We start from the raw sequence: 16,491 nt of genomic DNA on the forward strand, positions 1-16,491 counted from the left end.
TGTGATTAATGGATCGTAGGTTTATTGTCGCTGCTTTCTGGGCGCGCACCAAACTCGGCATGGATAGTAAGCACACACGCTTTAACATGTTCGATCACTTGCTCAAGTAATTGCGCTTGCTCACCAAGATCGTCGTCTTCATCAATACCAAGCTTGGCTATCTCTTCTAAGTCAGCTAATGCTTCTTTCACATCATCAGACGCTTTGCTCATAACAATGCCAGCTAAGCCAAGGCCAGAGATAAAGTGATTGACGAAGTCCGACAAGCTATCTGCTAATGCAAACAAGCCTTCTTCACCAGGTTCGTCTGGCAATAGTAACGACAACTCCATTGAAGATCCGGTCAGTTCACCGACAGAAACTTTGAACACACTTTGTGCGTACGCTAACGAGGTTGCAGGCCAGCCCATACCATCATTGGTGTAATCAAATAGAATGGGTTGCCAGGTTTGATCGTTAATCGCCAATCCACCACTTAGCATGCCGACAAGCAAACCGTGCAATTCAGCAGGCGTCACCGCCAAACTCGCAGATTGTAATTCAGCAGCAATAGATTGATATTCAGGAAGGGTGATTTCACTCATAACTTGGCTCATTCTTGCGTAATAATGTATCGACATATCCTACCATCAAGCCTACTCCTTCGAAACGACTATCAAATTCATTTTGAACAGCATTTGCTCAATTTGCCGAATTCCTGTGTGATCATGCCATCATTTCTCTTTCTGTGATGGGAAATGCTTGAATCTTAATAGCGGTTTTTCTATAGTTTCCTCCTCGGTAGTTGTACAGAGCAAATACCTTAGATAGCGCGAATATAGAGTTTATTCATCATGAGCAATCAAGCGATCGACGTTTCAATATTAGGCAAAGTAACTCGAGTAAATTGTCCTGCGGGGCAAGAGGAATCTCTCGTTGCAGCAGCAAAAGATCTCGATCGACGATTGAAAGAGATGAGCGAACGTACTAAGGTAACCAATGAAATTCAACTGCTGACGTTTGCCGCATTAAACATTTGTTATGAGTTGCAGACCAAGTCATACGAATCGAACGGCCAACAGCAAGAAATTACTGAGCGAATGGAACAGCTCACTGCGTCTTTAGAGAACGCATTAAGTAAAGTTACGCAAGGACAGCAGTAGATACAAAATTTACCCTGGGGTGTGCGTCAGCAGGATGTAAGTCCCTGAGCCGATAAGCAATACCTAAGGGTTAGTATTTGGTTACTATTGAGCAAGCTTGGCATGTACCGAGAAGCCTACGGTAACCAGTGCTGATCCGCCTTGAACCAGCTGGTTCAAGGGCCACAATCCTCAACGGCACCCTGGGGTATTCCTCTATGTCAGAACTATCTCGACACGAGTTCCGCAAACTGATTCGTGAAAAACGCAATGCTCTATGCAGCGACACGCAGTTTCAAGCGGCTCTTGACTTAGTCAGTCAATTTTCTCAACTCCCTGAAATCCAGCGATCGCAGCACATTGCAATTTACCTCTCAGCTGATGGTGAACTGGATACCAAACCACTTATTGAGTGGCTGTGGCAGCAAGGGAAATCAATCTATCTGCCCGTTATTCACCCTTTTTCAAAAGGGCAGCTGCTGTTTCTTCAGTATTTGAATGACGATCAACTCATCTACAACAAATATGGCATTCTTGAGCCAAAGCTCGATATTCGCCACCTTATGCCTGTTCGTCAGCTCGATCTTATCTGCACGCCTTTGGTGGGTTTCGACAGTATTGGACACCGGTTAGGTATGGGCGGAGGATATTACGATCGCACTCTTTCACATTGGTTTGCCACTGGTGAAGGTGCTGCGCCTGTCGGTATCGCCCACGACTGCCAGCATGTAGAACGTCTGCCAATTGAAAGTTGGGACATTCCACTGCCCAAGATCGTGACGCCAAGCCGAATCTGGCAATGGGAAAGTGAGAAGTAAGCCGCTATAATCTGCCGAAAATGTTAACGGACATCTATTCAGGAGATAGGCATGACTCAAGATGAAATGAAAAAAGCGGCTGGTTGGGCAGCATTAAAATATGTTGAAAAAGGCAGCATTGTCGGTGTAGGCACTGGCTCTACCGTGAATCACTTCATCGATGCACTAGGGACTATCAAAGACGATATCAAAGGTGCAGTCTCTAGCTCTGAGGCTTCTACTGAGCGTCTAAAAGAACTTGGTATTGAAGTATTTGAGTGTAACGACGTAATTAAGCTAGATGTTTATGTTGATGGCGCGGATGAAATCAACCCAACACGTGACATGATTAAAGGTGGTGGTGCCGCGCTAACACGCGAAAAAATCGTCGCAGCCATCTCAGAGAAGTTCGTGTGCATTGTGGACGACACAAAAGCGGTCGATGTTCTGGGTCAGTTCCCATTACCTGTAGAAGTTATCCCAATGGCTCGCTCATACGTAGCACGTGAGCTTGTAAAACTTGGTGGTGATCCAGCTTACCGCGAAGGTGTACTAACAGATAATGGCAACGTGATTCTGGACGTACACAACATGAAGATCACTAACCCGAAAGAAATGGAAGATAAGATCAACAGCATCGCAGGTGTTGTGACTAATGGTCTGTTTGCTCATCGTGGTGCGGATGTGGTTATCACTGGCACGCCTGAAGGTGCAAAAATCGAAGAGTAAAAAACCGAGCTAATTAGCCTATCAGGTTCATTTTTCGGTTATTTCATTACATACGGTGCTGCAAAGCACCGTTTTTCGTTTTTTATCCAAAGAAAATTATTCCTTATTCCGTAATTTTCTTACCCAAAGCGATTTTTTTTTGTTACTTTATTGAACAGAAGACGCACAAGGAAAACGTTTGTCCTCCTACAAAACTATTAATTATCCCCTTTTTAATGGTTTTGCCCAATGTGCGCCATATTAGCCCACCTTTCCATTTTAAGGACGAGAAAAAATGGCCAAAATTTCGCTGGAAAAAGACAAGATTAAGATCCTCTTACTTGAAGGCCTTCACCCTTCTTCAGTTGAAGTTCTTCAAGCAGCTGGTTACACCAATATTGAATATCACAAAGGCTCACTTCCTGAGGAAGAGCTAATCGAAGCAGTGAAAGATGTTCACTTCATCGGTATTCGCTCCCGCACGAACCTATCAGAAGAAGTGATCAATGCAGCAAACAAGCTGGTTGCTATTGGCTGTTTTTGTATCGGTACTAACCAGGTTAATCTAGACGCAGCAGCAAAACGCGGCGTTCCTGTATTTAACGCACCTTTCTCAAACACGCGAAGCGTAGCAGAGCTGGTTCTTGGTCAGATCTTATTGCTTCTTCGAGGCATTCCAGAAAAGAACGCACTTGCTCATCGCGGTATCTGGAAGAAGAGCGCAGATGACTCTTATGAAGCTCGTGGTAAGCGTCTTGGTATTATTGGTTACGGCCATATCGGTACGCAGCTGGGCATCATTGCGGAAAACCTTGGTATGCGCGTTTACTACTACGACATCGAAAACAAGCTGTCACTGGGTAACGCAACGCAAGTTCACACCATGAGTGAACTACTGAATAAGTGTGATGTTATCTCACTGCATGTTCCAGAAACACCAGAAACGAAGAACATGATGGGTGCAGAAGAGTTTGCTCGCATGAAGCCAGGTTCAATCTTTATCAACGCCGCTCGTGGTACTGTTGTTGATATTCCTGCACTTTGCGACACGTTAGAAGCGGGCCATCTAGCTGGCGCAGCGATCGACGTATTCCCTGTAGAACCAAAAACAAATGCGGACCCATTCGAATCTCCACTGCTGAAGTTCGACAACGTGATCCTGACACCGCACGTGGGTGGTTCTACCCAAGAAGCGCAAGAAAACATCGGTGTGGAAGTTGCTGGTAAACTAGCGAAATACTCAGATAACGGTTCAACACTTTCAAGCGTAAACTTCCCTGAAGTATCTCTGCCTGAACACGGTGGTGAATGTTCTCGCTTACTACACATCCACAAAAACCGTCCAGGTATCCTTACTCAGATCAACACCATTTTTGCTGAGGAAGGCATCAACATCGCCGCACAGTACCTACAAACCGCTGCAGAGATCGGCTACGTTGTTATCGATGTAGAGACTGAACGTTCAGAAGAAGCACTCACTAAGCTGAAAAGCATCGAAGGCACTATCCGCGCTCGTATTCTTCACTAAGAACAACAGAAAAAGCAAAGGCAGGGAAAATTCCCTGCCTTTTTTATATCTGAAAAGAGGGTTCGCCTTATTTCAGCTTATAGATAACCTCTACCTGATCGCGAATTACCATCGTAGAATCCTGATAACTATTGCTATTCTGCTTACCTTCCATCGCCATAGAGCGCATTAAAACTGGCGCTGGGTAAGTATTGTTATAGTTTACTCGCCAGATCTCACCTAACGTTTTATCAAAGCCGGAAGCTAAAGAGGCCGCGCTTTCTCTGGCATCTTTGATCGCAGCCAAACGTGCTTGCTGCTGATATTCAGCCTGATTACTCACTTTCAGCTGAATATTATCAACCTGATTAATGCCCGCTTGTATCGCCATATCAAGGTACTGATTGAGGTTGGCTAAATCCTTCACCGTAACATTAATACTGCGAGAAGCGCGATAACCCACCAGTTCAGCCTTACCCGATTTTGGATAATGGTATTGAGGAGCTAGGTACAAATTCGAACTGGTAATACTGTCTTTAGATAATCCTGCATCTGACAGTTTTTGCAAAAACTCATCGACAGTCGTATCCACCGACAGCTTCGCTTGCTCGGCAGTCATCGTAGTATCCACCACTTTGACCGAGAAAGTCGCCATATCTGGAGTCGCAATGACCTCGCCATAACCAGTTGTCGTTACGTGTGCAAATTCAGGTGTAGTAGCTAGGGCTGAAACACTGGTAAGGCTGAGCAAACAAGCCAGCAAACACGAATACAGTTTCATTCGATAGATCCATCCATATATAAAAGACATGTCCCAACAGCGAACATACAGCAGTAAGCACTACCGAAGTCACCAGGGGTAATACTCAAACACTCATAACGGCTTGAGCATATAATGCTTGATCATAGGAATTTTCGACGATTATCCAACCACCCTCGCTCACTTCTAACACAACTTTGACTGTGTAACTTTGGTGTGATTTTTAACCAATTCGAGGTAAGAAGCCCTTACTAGCGTCATTGCTGTCGCGTCCTACTGTGGTAAATGACGTTGAGCATAGCCAACGATTGCCTGTGATATTTCTTGCAAAACACCCGTTTCTAGCTGCCAATGATGCCAGTAAATTCGATAGGTCATCAAAAACCCCGGCGTGATATCAATCAGTGAGCCCTGTTCCAGTTCGTCGGTAATCTGTAGGCGGGGAATCAAACAATAAGCCACGCCAGCTAAAGCCATTTTGAGGAAAGCTTCGGAACTGCTGATATTATGGTGGATGACACTGTCAGGGCGTACATTAAAGTGTTCCGTCAGAAACTTCTTGTGCAGCTCGTCGTATTGATCGTAAGAAACCGCCGGAGCTTCGGCGAGCGTTTTATTATTTACCCCCGCAGAAAAGAAGCGTTGATAAAATTCAGGGTTGGCCACGCAGACATAATCGATACGCCCTAAATAGTCCGCTCTACAGCCCGGGATGGCCTGTGACTCGAGACTGATGGCTCCAGCGACTTCACCACTTCTTAGCTTCTCAATAGAGCGAGACTCACCATAAATGGCAAGTTTCAACTCAACTTGGCGCGTTTTCATTACGCCCTGTAAAGCTGGTAGTAGCCATGTTGCCAAACTGTCCGCATTGGTCGCCAATGAAAGCTGAACAGGACGTGCACTGCTGTCATTGATTAACTCAGGAAGAATTTCATGTTCCAGCAAGCGAATGCGGCGATACAGTCCGAGCAACTTCTTACCGATTGGCGTCGGCTTAGGTGGGTGCTCGCGAATCAGTACCGGTTGAGCAAGAAACTTTTCTAACTGTTTTATCCTTTGAGATATCGCGGATTGAGAGACATACAGGCTCTCAGCTGCACGCTCAAAGCTTCCTTGATAAACAACTGCATCAAGTGCTTCTATCCACTTGTAATCTAGCCCTCGCATACCCTCTCCTTCTCAATAGGGATTTAATAAGTTTTTCTAATAATATATTAAAATCATTAATTATACTTATTTACGCAAAGTCTTTATCTTGCTCTTCTTCGTGATTTTAATGACTATTTTTAGAGGTGAGTTGTGAGCTTTTGGGTTGTATTGCAAGGGTTTGGATTAGGGGCATCAATGATCATTCCGATTGGAGCCCAAAATGCGTATGTCTTAAATCAGGGTATCAAACGCAATCACCATCTCACTACGGCCACCATCTGCAGCATCCTGGATATGCTGTTTATTTCATTAGGTATTTTTGGTGGTGGTGCAGTTTTATCTCAAAATGAAGTGCTACTCACTGTAGTGACACTCGGCGGGATCGCGTTTCTCAGTATTTATGGCTATCTGTCACTAAGAAGTGCATTCAAATCAAAAAATGAATCAGAAACGAAAGGGGAAGTAATTGCACGTGGACGTCGTACCGTCGTTTTAGGCGCACTTGCCGTCACGGTATTAAACCCACACCTATACTTGGACACCGTCGTGATTCTTGGATCTATTGGCGGCCAGTTTGAGGGGCATGATCGTATCGCCTTTGCTCTCGGAACCATTATGGCTTCTTTTGTCTGGTTCTTTACTTTGTCTCTGGGCGCAGCCAAATTGGGGCCAACACTGTCTCAACCTAAGGTAAAAAAGGGCATCGATATCGCAGTGGCAGTGATGATGTTTGCTATCGCCTATGTGTTGGCGAATGAGCTGATAGCTAAGTACTGGTGAGATTCTCATCCTGTTATAACAAACATAGTTTGATCTAAGCATAAAAAAAGCGAGGCACATGTGCCTCGCTCTCTAGATAGAAAATCGTTTTGATTACGCTTCTACTTTGTTCAGATGAACATCCATTTGTGGGAATGGAATTTCGATGCCATTTGCATCCAGGGCTTCTTTGATGCCTTGCATCGCATCAAAATAAACACCCCAGTAATCTTCGGTCTTAACCCAAGGACGTACAACGAAGTTCACAGAAGAATCAGCCAGAGCTAATACACCAATCGTAATATCAGGATTTTTAAGAATTCGAGCGTCTTTTTCCAGCGTTTCACGGATAACTTTCTTGGTTAGTTGTAGATCCGCTTTGTAAGAAACACCAATGACTAAATCAACACGACGAGTCGAGTGACGAGAATAGTTAGTGATTGCACCGCCAATAACTGAAGAGTTAGGCACAACAACCATTTTGTTATCCGGTGTTTTTAGAATCGTTTGGAAAATTTGAATCGCTTCAACACTACCTGCTACGCCACCAATCTCAACATAATCGCCGGACTTAAATGGACGGAACGCTACGATAAGCACACCTGCCGCAAAGTTTGATAGTGACCCTTGTAGAGCAAGACCAACCGCAAGACCGGCCGCACCGATTACCGCAACAACAGAGGCAGTTTGAACTCCAACACGACCAAGAGCTGCAATCAGAACGATCACGAATAACAAGTAACGAACAAGACCGTGAATGAATTCAACGACCGCCTTATCCATGTTTTTCTTTTCAAGAACTTTAGCCACACTACCAGCGACTGCTTTAACGATAATGTTACCGATAAATAGAATAATCAGTGCTGAAATAATGTTTACACCATACTGAACGAGTAGGTCTGAGTTACTTGAAAGCCAATGTTCAGCTTTACTCAGCCCATCCGTTAATGTGGTATCGATACCCACCGATTCACCTGCCATATTACTAATCCTCAAATCAAGATATAAAACCAATTGCCGCTTAATTATGAACCTTATTTTTTATAGGCTCTTATCTGTAACAATATCACTATTGTAAAACTGAACGATGTCAGAATTTTGGCACGATATATTAACTTTGACGCATTGCAAAGTCAGAATTTCGCAAAGAGATGCAAAACAAGACGTTATCAGACTTTTCCTATATCTGCCTGTTACAGATTACGCAATGCTACTCTATTTCGCTACTTTTATTACCTATAATCCAAACACGCAGTACAAAAAGCAACCTATTGTATACAAACCATATGCAAATTTTGCTGTAGATATATTATCCAGTGACGAGCTCGATTTTACAAAAGGTGGGACAAATCTAGACCAATACCTAAATGAAGATATAAAAAAACCCGCTCAAGGAGCGGGCTTTTATCAACTTTAATTCAATCGAATTATAGTACGTCAACTGCGTTAAGGTCAGCGAATGCTTTCTCAAGACGAGCAACCATAGAAGCTTGACCAGCACGTAGCCATACGCGTGGATCGTAGTACTTCTTGTTTGGCGCATCTTCGCCAGTTGGGTTACCGATTTGACCTTGTAGGTAATCGTGGTTTTCAGCTTCGTACTGACGGATACCATCCCAAGTTGCCCACTGTGTATCAGTATCGATGTTCATTTTGATAACACCGTAACCGATAGACTCTTGGATTTCTTCTTGAGAAGAACCAGAACCACCGTGGAATACAAAGTTTAGAGAGTTCGCTGGAAGACCGAATTTCTCAGAAACGTGTGCTTGAGAGTCACGTAGGATAGTTGGAGTAAGAACAACGTTACCTGGCTTGTAAACACCGTGTACGTTACCGAAAGATGCTGCGATAGTGAAACGTGGGCTAACAGCGCTTAGTTTCTCGTATGCGTAAGCAACGTCTTCTGGAGAAGTGTAAAGCTCAGATGCGTCCATGTCAGAGTTATCTACGCCGTCTTCTTCACCACCAGTACAACCTAGTTCGATCTCTAGAGTCATGTTCATCTTAGCCATACGCTCTAGGTATTTAGCACAGATTTCGATGTTCTCTTCTAGAGACTCTTCAGAAAGGTCGATCATGTGAGAAGAGAATAGAGGCTTACCAGTTTGCGCGAAGTACTCTTCACCAGCATCTAGAAGACCGTCGATCCATGGTAGAAGTTTCTTAGCAGCGTGGTCAGTGTGTAGAATTACTGGTACACCGTAAGCTTCAGCTACAGCGTGAACGTATTTAGCACCCGCTACAGCGCCAAGGATTTGAGCACCTTGACCTTCAAGTTTCACGCCTTTACCTGCGAAGAAAGCTGCACCGCCGTTAGAGAACTGAACCACAACTGGAGCTTTAACTTTTGCTGCTGCTTCTAGTACTGCGTTTACAGAGTCAGTACCTACAACGTTTACAGCTGGAAGTGCGAAGTTGTTTTCTTTCGCTACTTCAAAAACTTTCTGAACGTCATCGCCAGAGATAACACCTGGTTTTACGAAGTCGAAGATCTTAGACATGGATTTAATCCTATTTATCTGTCGTTTTTAAACAAAACTTATTAAGTTGAAAATCTTGCAAACGTTTGCTCACAACTGAGGCTATTTTAGCAGAGTTCCTCACACGTTGCAGCAAACAAGAAAGCGGGAGAGTAACCTCCCCCGCTTTGCTTTAATTACTTAGCGCGTGATTCTAGCATTTCTACTGCTGGAAGAACTTTACCTTCTACAAACTCAAGGAAAGCGCCACCGCCAGTAGAGATGTAAGAAACGTCAGCTTTGATACCGAACTTGTCGATAGCTGCTAGCGTGTCACCACCACCTGCAACAGAGAAACCTTCAGAAGCTGCGATAGCTTCAGAGATACCTTTAGTACCCGCTTCGAAGTTCTTGAATTCGAATACGCCTACAGGGCCGTTCCACAGGATAGTTTTTGCGTTTTTAAGGATCTCAGCTAGTGCCGCAGTTGAATCTGGACCAAGGTCGAAGATCATGTCGTCATCTTGAACTTCAGAAACATCTTTGATTTCAGCTTCTGCGTTTTCATCAAACGCTTTTGCACATGCAACGTCAGTTGCTACTGGAATCGCACACTCTTCCATTAGCTTCTTAGCAGTGTCTACTAAGTCAGCTTCGTATAGAGATTTACCAACGTTGTGACCAGCCGCTGCGATGAATGTGTTAGCAATACCACCACCAACAACTAGTTGGTCAGCGATTTTAGATAGAGACTCAAGAACAGTTAGTTTAGTAGAAACTTTTGAACCACCTACGATAGCAACCATTGGACGAGCAGGCTTGTCCATTGCTTTACCTAGCGCTTCTAGTTCGTTTGCTAGTAGAGGACCAGCACATGCTACTGGAGCGTGCATACCAACGCCGTGAGTTGACGCTTGTGCACGGTGAGCCGTACCAAATGCATCCATTACGAATACGTCACATAGTGCTGCGTATTTCTTAGATAGCTCTTCTTCGTTTTTCTTTTCGCCTTTGTTGAAGCGAACGTTTTCTAGAACAACAAGTTCACCAGCGTTTAGCTCTAGGCCATCTAGGTAGTCTTTTGCTAGCTTAACTTCGCAATCTAGTGCGTCGTTTAGGTAGTTAACAACAGGTTGTAGAGAGAACTCTTCAGCGTATTCACCTTCAGTTGGGCGACCTAGGTGAGAAGTAACCATTACTTTAGCGCCAGCTTCTAGGCAGTGCTTAATAGTTGGAAGAGATGCGATGATACGTGCATCAGAAGTAACTTTTCCGTCTTTTACTGGCACGTTTAGGTCAGCACGGATAAATACACGTTTACCTGCAAGATCCAGGTCAGTCATCTTGATTACAGACATGTTGTGTCCTCTCAAATATTTAATAATTAAAGTTTTTGAAAACTCGGCAACCCTGCCAAGCCTGTTAATTCTTCAAACTGGGTATAGAATATGGAGATATTTAACATTTATTTCAAGGTTAAAAATAAATATTTTTCCATCGCTGCTGTACGGCTTACCTCGCAGCTTGCATTGCTAACGCGGTATCCAGCATCCGATTAGCAAAGCCCCATTCGTTATCGCACCAGACGAGCATCTTTACGAGCTGCCCGTTACTCACTCGGGTCTGAGTTCCATCCACAATCGCACTATGGGGGTCGTGATTAAAATCGATGGAAACGAGTGGCGATTCAGTATAGTCAACAATATCACGTAATGTACACTGAGATGCCTCAACAATGGTTTGATTTACGTCATTAACTTTCACATTTGTACTAATTGTGACACTTAAATCCATTGCTGTGACGTTAACTGTCGGAACTCGAACAGAAATTGCTTCAAATTTGTTAGAAAATTTCGGGAAGATTCTTTCAATCCCCTTATGCAACTTGGTATCAACGGGGATAATAGATTGGCTTGCAGCACGTGTACGGCGTAAATCGCTATGGTATGCATCAATAACCTGTTGATCATTCATGGATGAATGGATTGTCGTAATGGTGCCAGATTCAATTCCGAATGCTTCATCTAAGACTTTAATGATAGGCACGATACAGTTTGTCGTACAAGATCCGTTAGAAACAACAACATGTTCGTCTTTAAGCGTTTCGTGGTTTACACCGTAGATAATGGTGTTATCGATGTCGGCAGAGCCAGGATGGGAAAACAGTACTTTTTTAGCACCTGCTTCTATATGCGCTAAACCGTCAGATTTGCAACCATAAACACCGGTACAATCGAGTACCACATCAACTTCGAGATCGCGCCAAGGAAGAAGTTCAATGTCTGAGAGGTGAAGAATACGGATAGCATCGTAATCACCGGCGTCTTGATGACATGAACTGTGGTGAACGTATAAATGCTCTTGGTCGTGAGAAATCTTTTTGCCAAAACGGCCATGACTGGTGTCATATTGAAGTAAGTGCGCCATCGCTTCAGGCTGAGCCAGTTCATTCACTGCTACTACCTTGATCTGCTGATGTTTGCCGCTTTCATACACAGCTCGCAGAACATTACGACCTATACGCCCAAATCCATTGATCGCAACCTTTAGCATTTATCCTTCGCCCTACCAATAATTCGTGTCACAGATAGTACCCGATGACAAACAAAAACGCATTAAGTATGTGTCTTTACCAACACCGTAAACATAAAAACCGAGCATGACAGCTTGAATCTGGATTTGTAGGGCGTAGCTCATTTCGACGGTAAGTCATCTGACACATCAAGAACCACGTCAAATTGTTAGTACCTAACATCTCCCCCAGATGTTGAACACAGGCAAACAGTACTACCGAAAGGCAGATCGCAATATTACATAGTGTTTATGTCATGGTATCCGTTAGCGTAAATATTCTCTTTTCGTCTGAGTTTCAAGTGGTCTAATTTCATTGATATATCCGCAGGCGTAGACTCTCGCCGTGCATCAAACACTATGCACGTAACTTAAAAATACTGTGATTAATCAATTAATTACTACAATAAATATAAAAAGACATCTCCCATAATCCTACGTTATGTGTCTGCGACATTATCGGCATTCGCTGCAAATAATATTCCAGTTACCACTCTTAAACATGGTAGCCAGGCCTGTGCTGTGAGCGCATATCGGTAAGCACTGAAGTAGACACTGCTACACTCATTGTTGCCGCATTTGAAACTATCCGGAGACGAATGCCTTGCTTACGGAAAATATTTCTCACCGTAGCCTCGTTAGTAACCGGAATGCAAAGTTTCAACGGCAAAAATAGTTCAGCACTTCATCAAATTATTCTAAAAAACATTTCAATGTTAGGAATCAATGGAAGCTATGAATAAAAAACCTCCTCACCTGGAGGCATCCGCTCAACAGATGTCACGCAGGAATATACTCAAGGGGATGGCGTCAATTGGCATACTCACGCTTGTTGCTCCACTTCCCCTGAGCGTAATGGCGCAGGAATCAACACCTGCCGACCCCATCACTCTCTTCACACTCGTTTCAGAGCGTTTGACTCAACACCAAGGTCTCTCTCCAATCCTCTCTGAACGTTTTTTCCAAACACTGCAGGATCACAACCCAAGGTTCGAAAACAACCTGAGAGCCTTGGTTAAAGAGATGGCACAAATCGAGACTCAGTTACTGACGACCACGCTGACACCTGCGGCACAGCAAACAGCCAAAACCATCATTTCATCCTGGTATACCGGCATCGTAGGCTCAGGCACCGAAGCGCAGGTTATTACCTACCGTCATGCGCTGCAATTTCAAGCCGTCGATGATGTTCTGGAAATTCGTTCATATTGTCCCAACAAGCCTGGTTTCTGGGCTGAAAAACCGACTGAGAGGAAAGCATAATGACCACCACCCAACAAGCAGATGTCGTTGTCGTAGGCTCAGGCGTAGCGGGCGGATTGGTCGCGCATCAATTAGCTCTGGCAGGCAAATCTGTCATCATTCTGGAAGCTGGTCCGCGTTACTCCCGTGGCGAAATTGTCGAGCGCTTTCGCAACCAGCCGGACAAAATGGATTTTATGGCGCCTTATCCTTCGACTCCCTACGCACCACATCCGGAATTTAACCCAGATAATGGCTACTTGGTGCAAAAAGGCGAACAGACCTATGACGCGCAGTATATTCGCGCCGTCGGTGGTACCACATGGCACTGGGCCGGCTCGGCCTGGCGTTATATCCCGTCGGATTTTAAACTCAAATCCATTTACGGTGTTGGTCGCGACTGGCCGCTGGAATATAGCGATCTTGAGCTTTGGTATCAGCGCGCCGAAGAGGAACTAGGAGTTTGGGGGCCAAGTGATGAAGAGCTGGGTTCTCCGCGCTCCAAACCTTACCCGATGGCACCGCTGCCGATTTCTTACAACGAGAAGGTCATCAAAGATCGCCTCAATGACAACGGCTTTTATGTCGTCACGGAGCCGGTCGCCCGTAACAGCCGCCCGTACGACAACCGCCCTACCTGCTGCGGTAACAACAACTGTATGCCGATCTGTCCGATTGGTGCGATGTACAATGGCATCACCCACGTCGAAAAAGCGGAAGCTGCAGGGGCCAAGTTGATCGATAAGGCCGTTGTGTACAAGATAGAGAAAGGTGCCGATAACCGAATCGTCGCTGTGCACTACAAAACCCCGGAAGGTGAATCAGTAAAAGTAGAGGGTAAATACTTTGTTCTGGCCGCTAACGGTATAGAGACACCGAAACTGATGCTTATGTCCGATGTGGGTAACAGCTCAGACATGGTCGGCCGTAACCTTATGGACCACCCTGGCACTGGCATCCGCTTCTTCGCAGATGAAAAACTATGGCCCGGTCGCGGAGCGCAGGAAATGACCTCAATCATTGGCTGGCGTGACGGCGATTTCCGCTCCGAATACGCCGGTAAGAAAATCCACCTGTCAAATATGTCACGTACCGACCAGATGGCGAAAGAAATTCTGGCACAGGATCGCTTGATGCTTGGCAATGTATTGGATAATGAAATCCGCGATAAAGCGGCCCGTTATGTCCAGTTCGATAGCTTCCATGAGCTGTTGCCACACCCGGAAAACCGCATTGTCGCCAGCAGCTCAAAGGATGCAATGGGCATTGCCAAACCTGAGTTCTATTACGCGATCGATGATTACGTGAAGCGCAGTGCGGTGCATACCCGTGAAGCCTACACTAAAATCGCTCAGTTGATGGGTGGTACTGAGATACAATACAGCGACGATTTCTCCAATAATCAGCACATCTGTGGCACCGTAATTATGGGTGACAATCCAAAAGACAGTGTCGTGGACAAAGACTGCCGTACTCACGACCATGACAACCTGTTTATTGCCAGCTCCGCTACTATGCCAACAGTCGGCACGGTCAACTGTACTCTGACCATCGCCGCACTGTCACTGCGCATAGCTGCCACGCTGAACAAGGAGGTGTAAGCCATGACACTGAAACGGTTAATCCTGTCAGTGATTCCACTGGCTGCCATCGCCCTTGGCTTGATTGTCAGCGGCGTTTGGGGACCAAGCGGTCACAACCCAGCGTCTGAGCAGCAAGTACAGACCATGCAAGTGCCGCAGGGCATGAACCGCGGGGAGTATGTCGCCAGAATGTCCGACTGTACCGCCTGTCATACCACCGAGAAAGACAAACCTTTCGCGGGTGGTTTAGGCATGCCACTGCCTATCGGCACACTCTATTCAACCAACATCACACCAGATAAAGAGACTGGGATCGGCAACTACTCGAAGGACGATTTTAAACGCGTCCTTCGCGAGGGCATTCGCAAAGACGGCAGCCATCTGTACCCGGCTATGCCATATACCGAGTACACCAAGCTATCTGATAGTGATATTGAAGCCATGTATGACTACTTCATGAACTCAGTTCAGCCAGTCAAACAAGCCAATCGCCCGAATGATATCCCGGCACTGATGTCCATGCGCTGGCCATTGGCTATCTGGAACTGGATGTTCCATGAGCAAGGCGCGTATCAGGCCCAGCAGGAGCAAAGTGAGGAGTGGAACCGTGGTGCCTACCTGGTGCAAGGTTCAACGCACTGTGGAACTTGTCATACCCCACGCGGGTTAGCAATGCAGACCACCGCCAATGATGAGTCGCAACCGGGCTTCTTGTCCGGCGCAGATTTGGCTGGCTGGCACGCGTTTAACATCAGCAATGATGACGCGAATGGTTTGGGTAGCTGGAGTAATGAAGAAATTGTGCAGTACCTGAAAACTGGCTCTGTAGCAGGGAAAGCGCAGGCAGCAGGCCCAATGGCTGAAGCGGTGGAAAACAGTTTCCGCCACCTGACTGACAGCGACCTGAATGCGATTGCCGTTTATCTGCGCTCGGTTCCGGGTGTCTCCGAAAGCGACACATCACGTTATACGCAGGGCGAAGCTACACCGCAGGATCTACAAATGCGCGGACTGCCGATAGAAACAGCACGCCAAGAAATGCCGGGCAAATACCTGTACATGGCTAACTGCAGCACCTGTCACGATGCAGATGGCAGTGGCTCACCAGATGGCTACTACCCTTCTGTTTACCACAACAGCGTGGTCGGCAGCGAGAAAGCGGGTAACCTGATTCAGGTCGTGCTGCATGGTGTGAAGCGTCACACCAACGAGGGAGAAGTGTTTATGCCATCTTTCGGCCAGCATCTGTCTGATGATCAGGTTGCCACTCTAGTTAACTTCCTGACCGATACTTATGGTCAGGGCGATGCTAAAGTGCAGCCACAAGATGTCGCCAAGCTGCGTGCCACGGCAGAATAAGCTTTTGGTAAAGTAAGTATTATTTAGCACTTACTAAAAGGCCTTGTCGTATGACAAGGCCTTTTTCATCTAGCTCGAACTTTCCGTTGCGTATTTTCTTACGCTAGCAGTTCTTTTGCTGTGTTTACTACGTTTTCAGTAGTGAAACCGAACATCTTGAACAGTTCGCCTGCTGGTGCAGATTCGCCGAAGGTCGTCATGCCGATGATGCGACCGTCGAAGCCCACGTACTTGTACCAGAAGTCTGCGATGCCCGCTTCGATAGCGATACGTGCTGTAACGTCTGATGGCAGTACAGCTTCACGGTAAGCCGCGTCTTGCTTGTCAAATGCATCTGTTGATGGCATTGAAACAACACGTACTTGCTTACCTTCTGCGGTTAGTTGTGCTGCAGCTTCTACTGCTAGCTCAACTTCAGAGCCTGTTGCGATAAGGATAAGCTCTGGCTTGCCTTCGCAATCTTTCAGGAT

Annotated in this window: 17 protein-coding genes and 1 other RNA gene; 10 read left to right on the forward strand and 8 right to left on the reverse strand. The window is 45.7% G+C overall.

The window, feature by feature from the left end:
• Positions 1 to 5 precede the first annotated feature (5 nt).
• Complete coding sequence (locus RXX31_RS22045) at positions 6 to 584, reverse strand: YecA family protein (RefSeq protein ID WP_317591812.1); 579 nt, start codon at positions 582 to 584, stop codon at positions 6 to 8.
• A gap of 249 nt (positions 585 to 833) precedes the next feature.
• Between RXX31_RS22045 and RXX31_RS22050 the strand changes: the two genes are divergently transcribed.
• From RXX31_RS22050 to serA, 5 genes are all read left to right on the forward strand, one after another.
• Complete coding sequence (locus RXX31_RS22050) at positions 834 to 1,142, forward strand: cell division protein ZapA (RefSeq protein ID WP_317591813.1); 309 nt, start codon at positions 834 to 836, stop codon at positions 1,140 to 1,142.
• Positions 1,143 to 1,150: 8 nt separating this feature from the next.
• A non-coding RNA gene (ssrS, locus tag RXX31_RS22055) (6S RNA) lies at positions 1,151 to 1,335 on the forward strand.
• A gap of 4 nt (positions 1,336 to 1,339) precedes the next feature.
• A complete protein-coding gene (locus RXX31_RS22060; RefSeq protein ID WP_317591814.1) occupies positions 1,340 to 1,939 on the forward strand; it encodes a 5-formyltetrahydrofolate cyclo-ligase in 600 nt (199 codons plus the stop codon).
• Between the two features lie 51 nt (positions 1,940 to 1,990).
• Entirely contained in the window at positions 1,991 to 2,647 is a 657-nt protein-coding gene (rpiA, locus tag RXX31_RS22065; RefSeq protein WP_317591815.1) for a ribose-5-phosphate isomerase RpiA, read from the forward strand.
• Between the two features lie 274 nt (positions 2,648 to 2,921).
• Entirely contained in the window at positions 2,922 to 4,154 is a 1,233-nt protein-coding gene (serA, locus tag RXX31_RS22070) for a phosphoglycerate dehydrogenase (RefSeq protein ID WP_317591816.1), read from the forward strand.
• 67 nt (positions 4,155 to 4,221) lie between these two features.
• Here serA and RXX31_RS22075 read toward each other — a convergent pair whose 3' ends face one another.
• A complete protein-coding gene (locus RXX31_RS22075) occupies positions 4,222 to 4,914 on the reverse strand; it encodes an oxidative stress defense protein (protein ID WP_317591817.1) in 693 nt (230 codons plus the stop codon).
• A 252-nt stretch (positions 4,915 to 5,166) separates the two neighbouring features.
• Positions 5,167 to 6,063, reverse strand: a complete 897-nt coding sequence (locus tag RXX31_RS22080) for a LysR family transcriptional regulator ArgP (RefSeq protein WP_317591818.1) — start codon at positions 6,061 to 6,063, stop codon at positions 5,167 to 5,169.
• 132 nt (positions 6,064 to 6,195) lie between these two features.
• Between RXX31_RS22080 and RXX31_RS22085 the strand changes: the two genes are divergently transcribed.
• Complete coding sequence (locus tag RXX31_RS22085) at positions 6,196 to 6,825, forward strand: LysE/ArgO family amino acid transporter (protein WP_317591819.1); 630 nt, start codon at positions 6,196 to 6,198, stop codon at positions 6,823 to 6,825.
• Between the two features lie 93 nt (positions 6,826 to 6,918).
• Here RXX31_RS22085 and mscS read toward each other — a convergent pair whose 3' ends face one another.
• The gene (mscS, locus tag RXX31_RS22090; RefSeq protein WP_317591820.1) at positions 6,919 to 7,785 is read right to left on the reverse strand and encodes a small-conductance mechanosensitive channel MscS; all 867 of its coding nucleotides are present in this window, start codon (positions 7,783 to 7,785) and stop codon (positions 6,919 to 6,921) included.
• Between the two features lie 106 nt (positions 7,786 to 7,891).
• Between mscS and RXX31_RS22095 the strand changes: the two genes are divergently transcribed.
• Complete coding sequence (locus RXX31_RS22095; protein ID WP_317591821.1) at positions 7,892 to 8,221, forward strand: hypothetical protein; 330 nt, start codon at positions 7,892 to 7,894, stop codon at positions 8,219 to 8,221.
• Positions 8,222 to 8,231: 10 nt separating this feature from the next.
• On the opposite strand, the gene fbaA is transcribed toward RXX31_RS22095, so the two are convergent.
• The 3 genes from fbaA to epd form a co-directional block, all read right to left on the reverse strand.
• Positions 8,232 to 9,308: a class II fructose-bisphosphate aldolase gene (gene fbaA / locus RXX31_RS22100; protein WP_317591822.1), complete on the reverse strand. Its 1,077-nt coding sequence runs from the start codon at positions 9,306 to 9,308 to the stop codon at positions 8,232 to 8,234.
• 155 nt (positions 9,309 to 9,463) lie between these two features.
• A complete protein-coding gene (locus RXX31_RS22105; RefSeq protein WP_317591823.1) occupies positions 9,464 to 10,624 on the reverse strand; it encodes a phosphoglycerate kinase in 1,161 nt (386 codons plus the stop codon).
• Positions 10,625 to 10,778: 154 nt separating this feature from the next.
• Entirely contained in the window at positions 10,779 to 11,819 is a 1,041-nt protein-coding gene (gene epd / locus RXX31_RS22110; RefSeq protein WP_317591824.1) for an erythrose-4-phosphate dehydrogenase, read from the reverse strand.
• 753 nt (positions 11,820 to 12,572) lie between these two features.
• On the opposite strand from epd, the gene RXX31_RS22115 reads away from it, so the two are divergent.
• From RXX31_RS22115 to RXX31_RS22125, 3 genes are read left to right on the forward strand one after another with little or no spacing between them, the layout of a single operon-like run.
• A complete protein-coding gene (locus RXX31_RS22115; protein ID WP_317591825.1) occupies positions 12,573 to 13,100 on the forward strand; it encodes a sugar dehydrogenase complex small subunit in 528 nt (175 codons plus the stop codon).
• Positions 13,100 to 14,680 (forward strand): GMC family oxidoreductase, encoded by a 1,581-nt coding sequence (locus RXX31_RS22120; RefSeq protein ID WP_317591826.1) that lies wholly within the window; start codon positions 13,100 to 13,102, stop codon positions 14,678 to 14,680. The genes RXX31_RS22115 and RXX31_RS22120 overlap by 1 nt, the downstream gene beginning before the upstream one ends.
• A gap of 3 nt (positions 14,681 to 14,683) precedes the next feature.
• On the forward strand, positions 14,684 to 16,021 hold the full coding sequence (locus RXX31_RS22125; RefSeq protein ID WP_317591827.1) for a cytochrome c: 1,338 nt from the start codon (positions 14,684 to 14,686) through the stop codon (positions 16,019 to 16,021).
• Positions 16,022 to 16,119: 98 nt separating this feature from the next.
• Here RXX31_RS22125 and RXX31_RS22130 read toward each other — a convergent pair.
• Positions 16,120 to 16,491 (reverse strand): transketolase-like TK C-terminal-containing protein (locus RXX31_RS22130; RefSeq protein WP_317590111.1); only part of this gene is annotated, 372 nt, incomplete at its 5' end.

It is taken from the genome of Vibrio sp. EA2 (genome assembly GCF_033042495.1).
Lineage (GTDB): Bacteria > Pseudomonadota > Gammaproteobacteria > Enterobacterales > Vibrionaceae > Vibrio.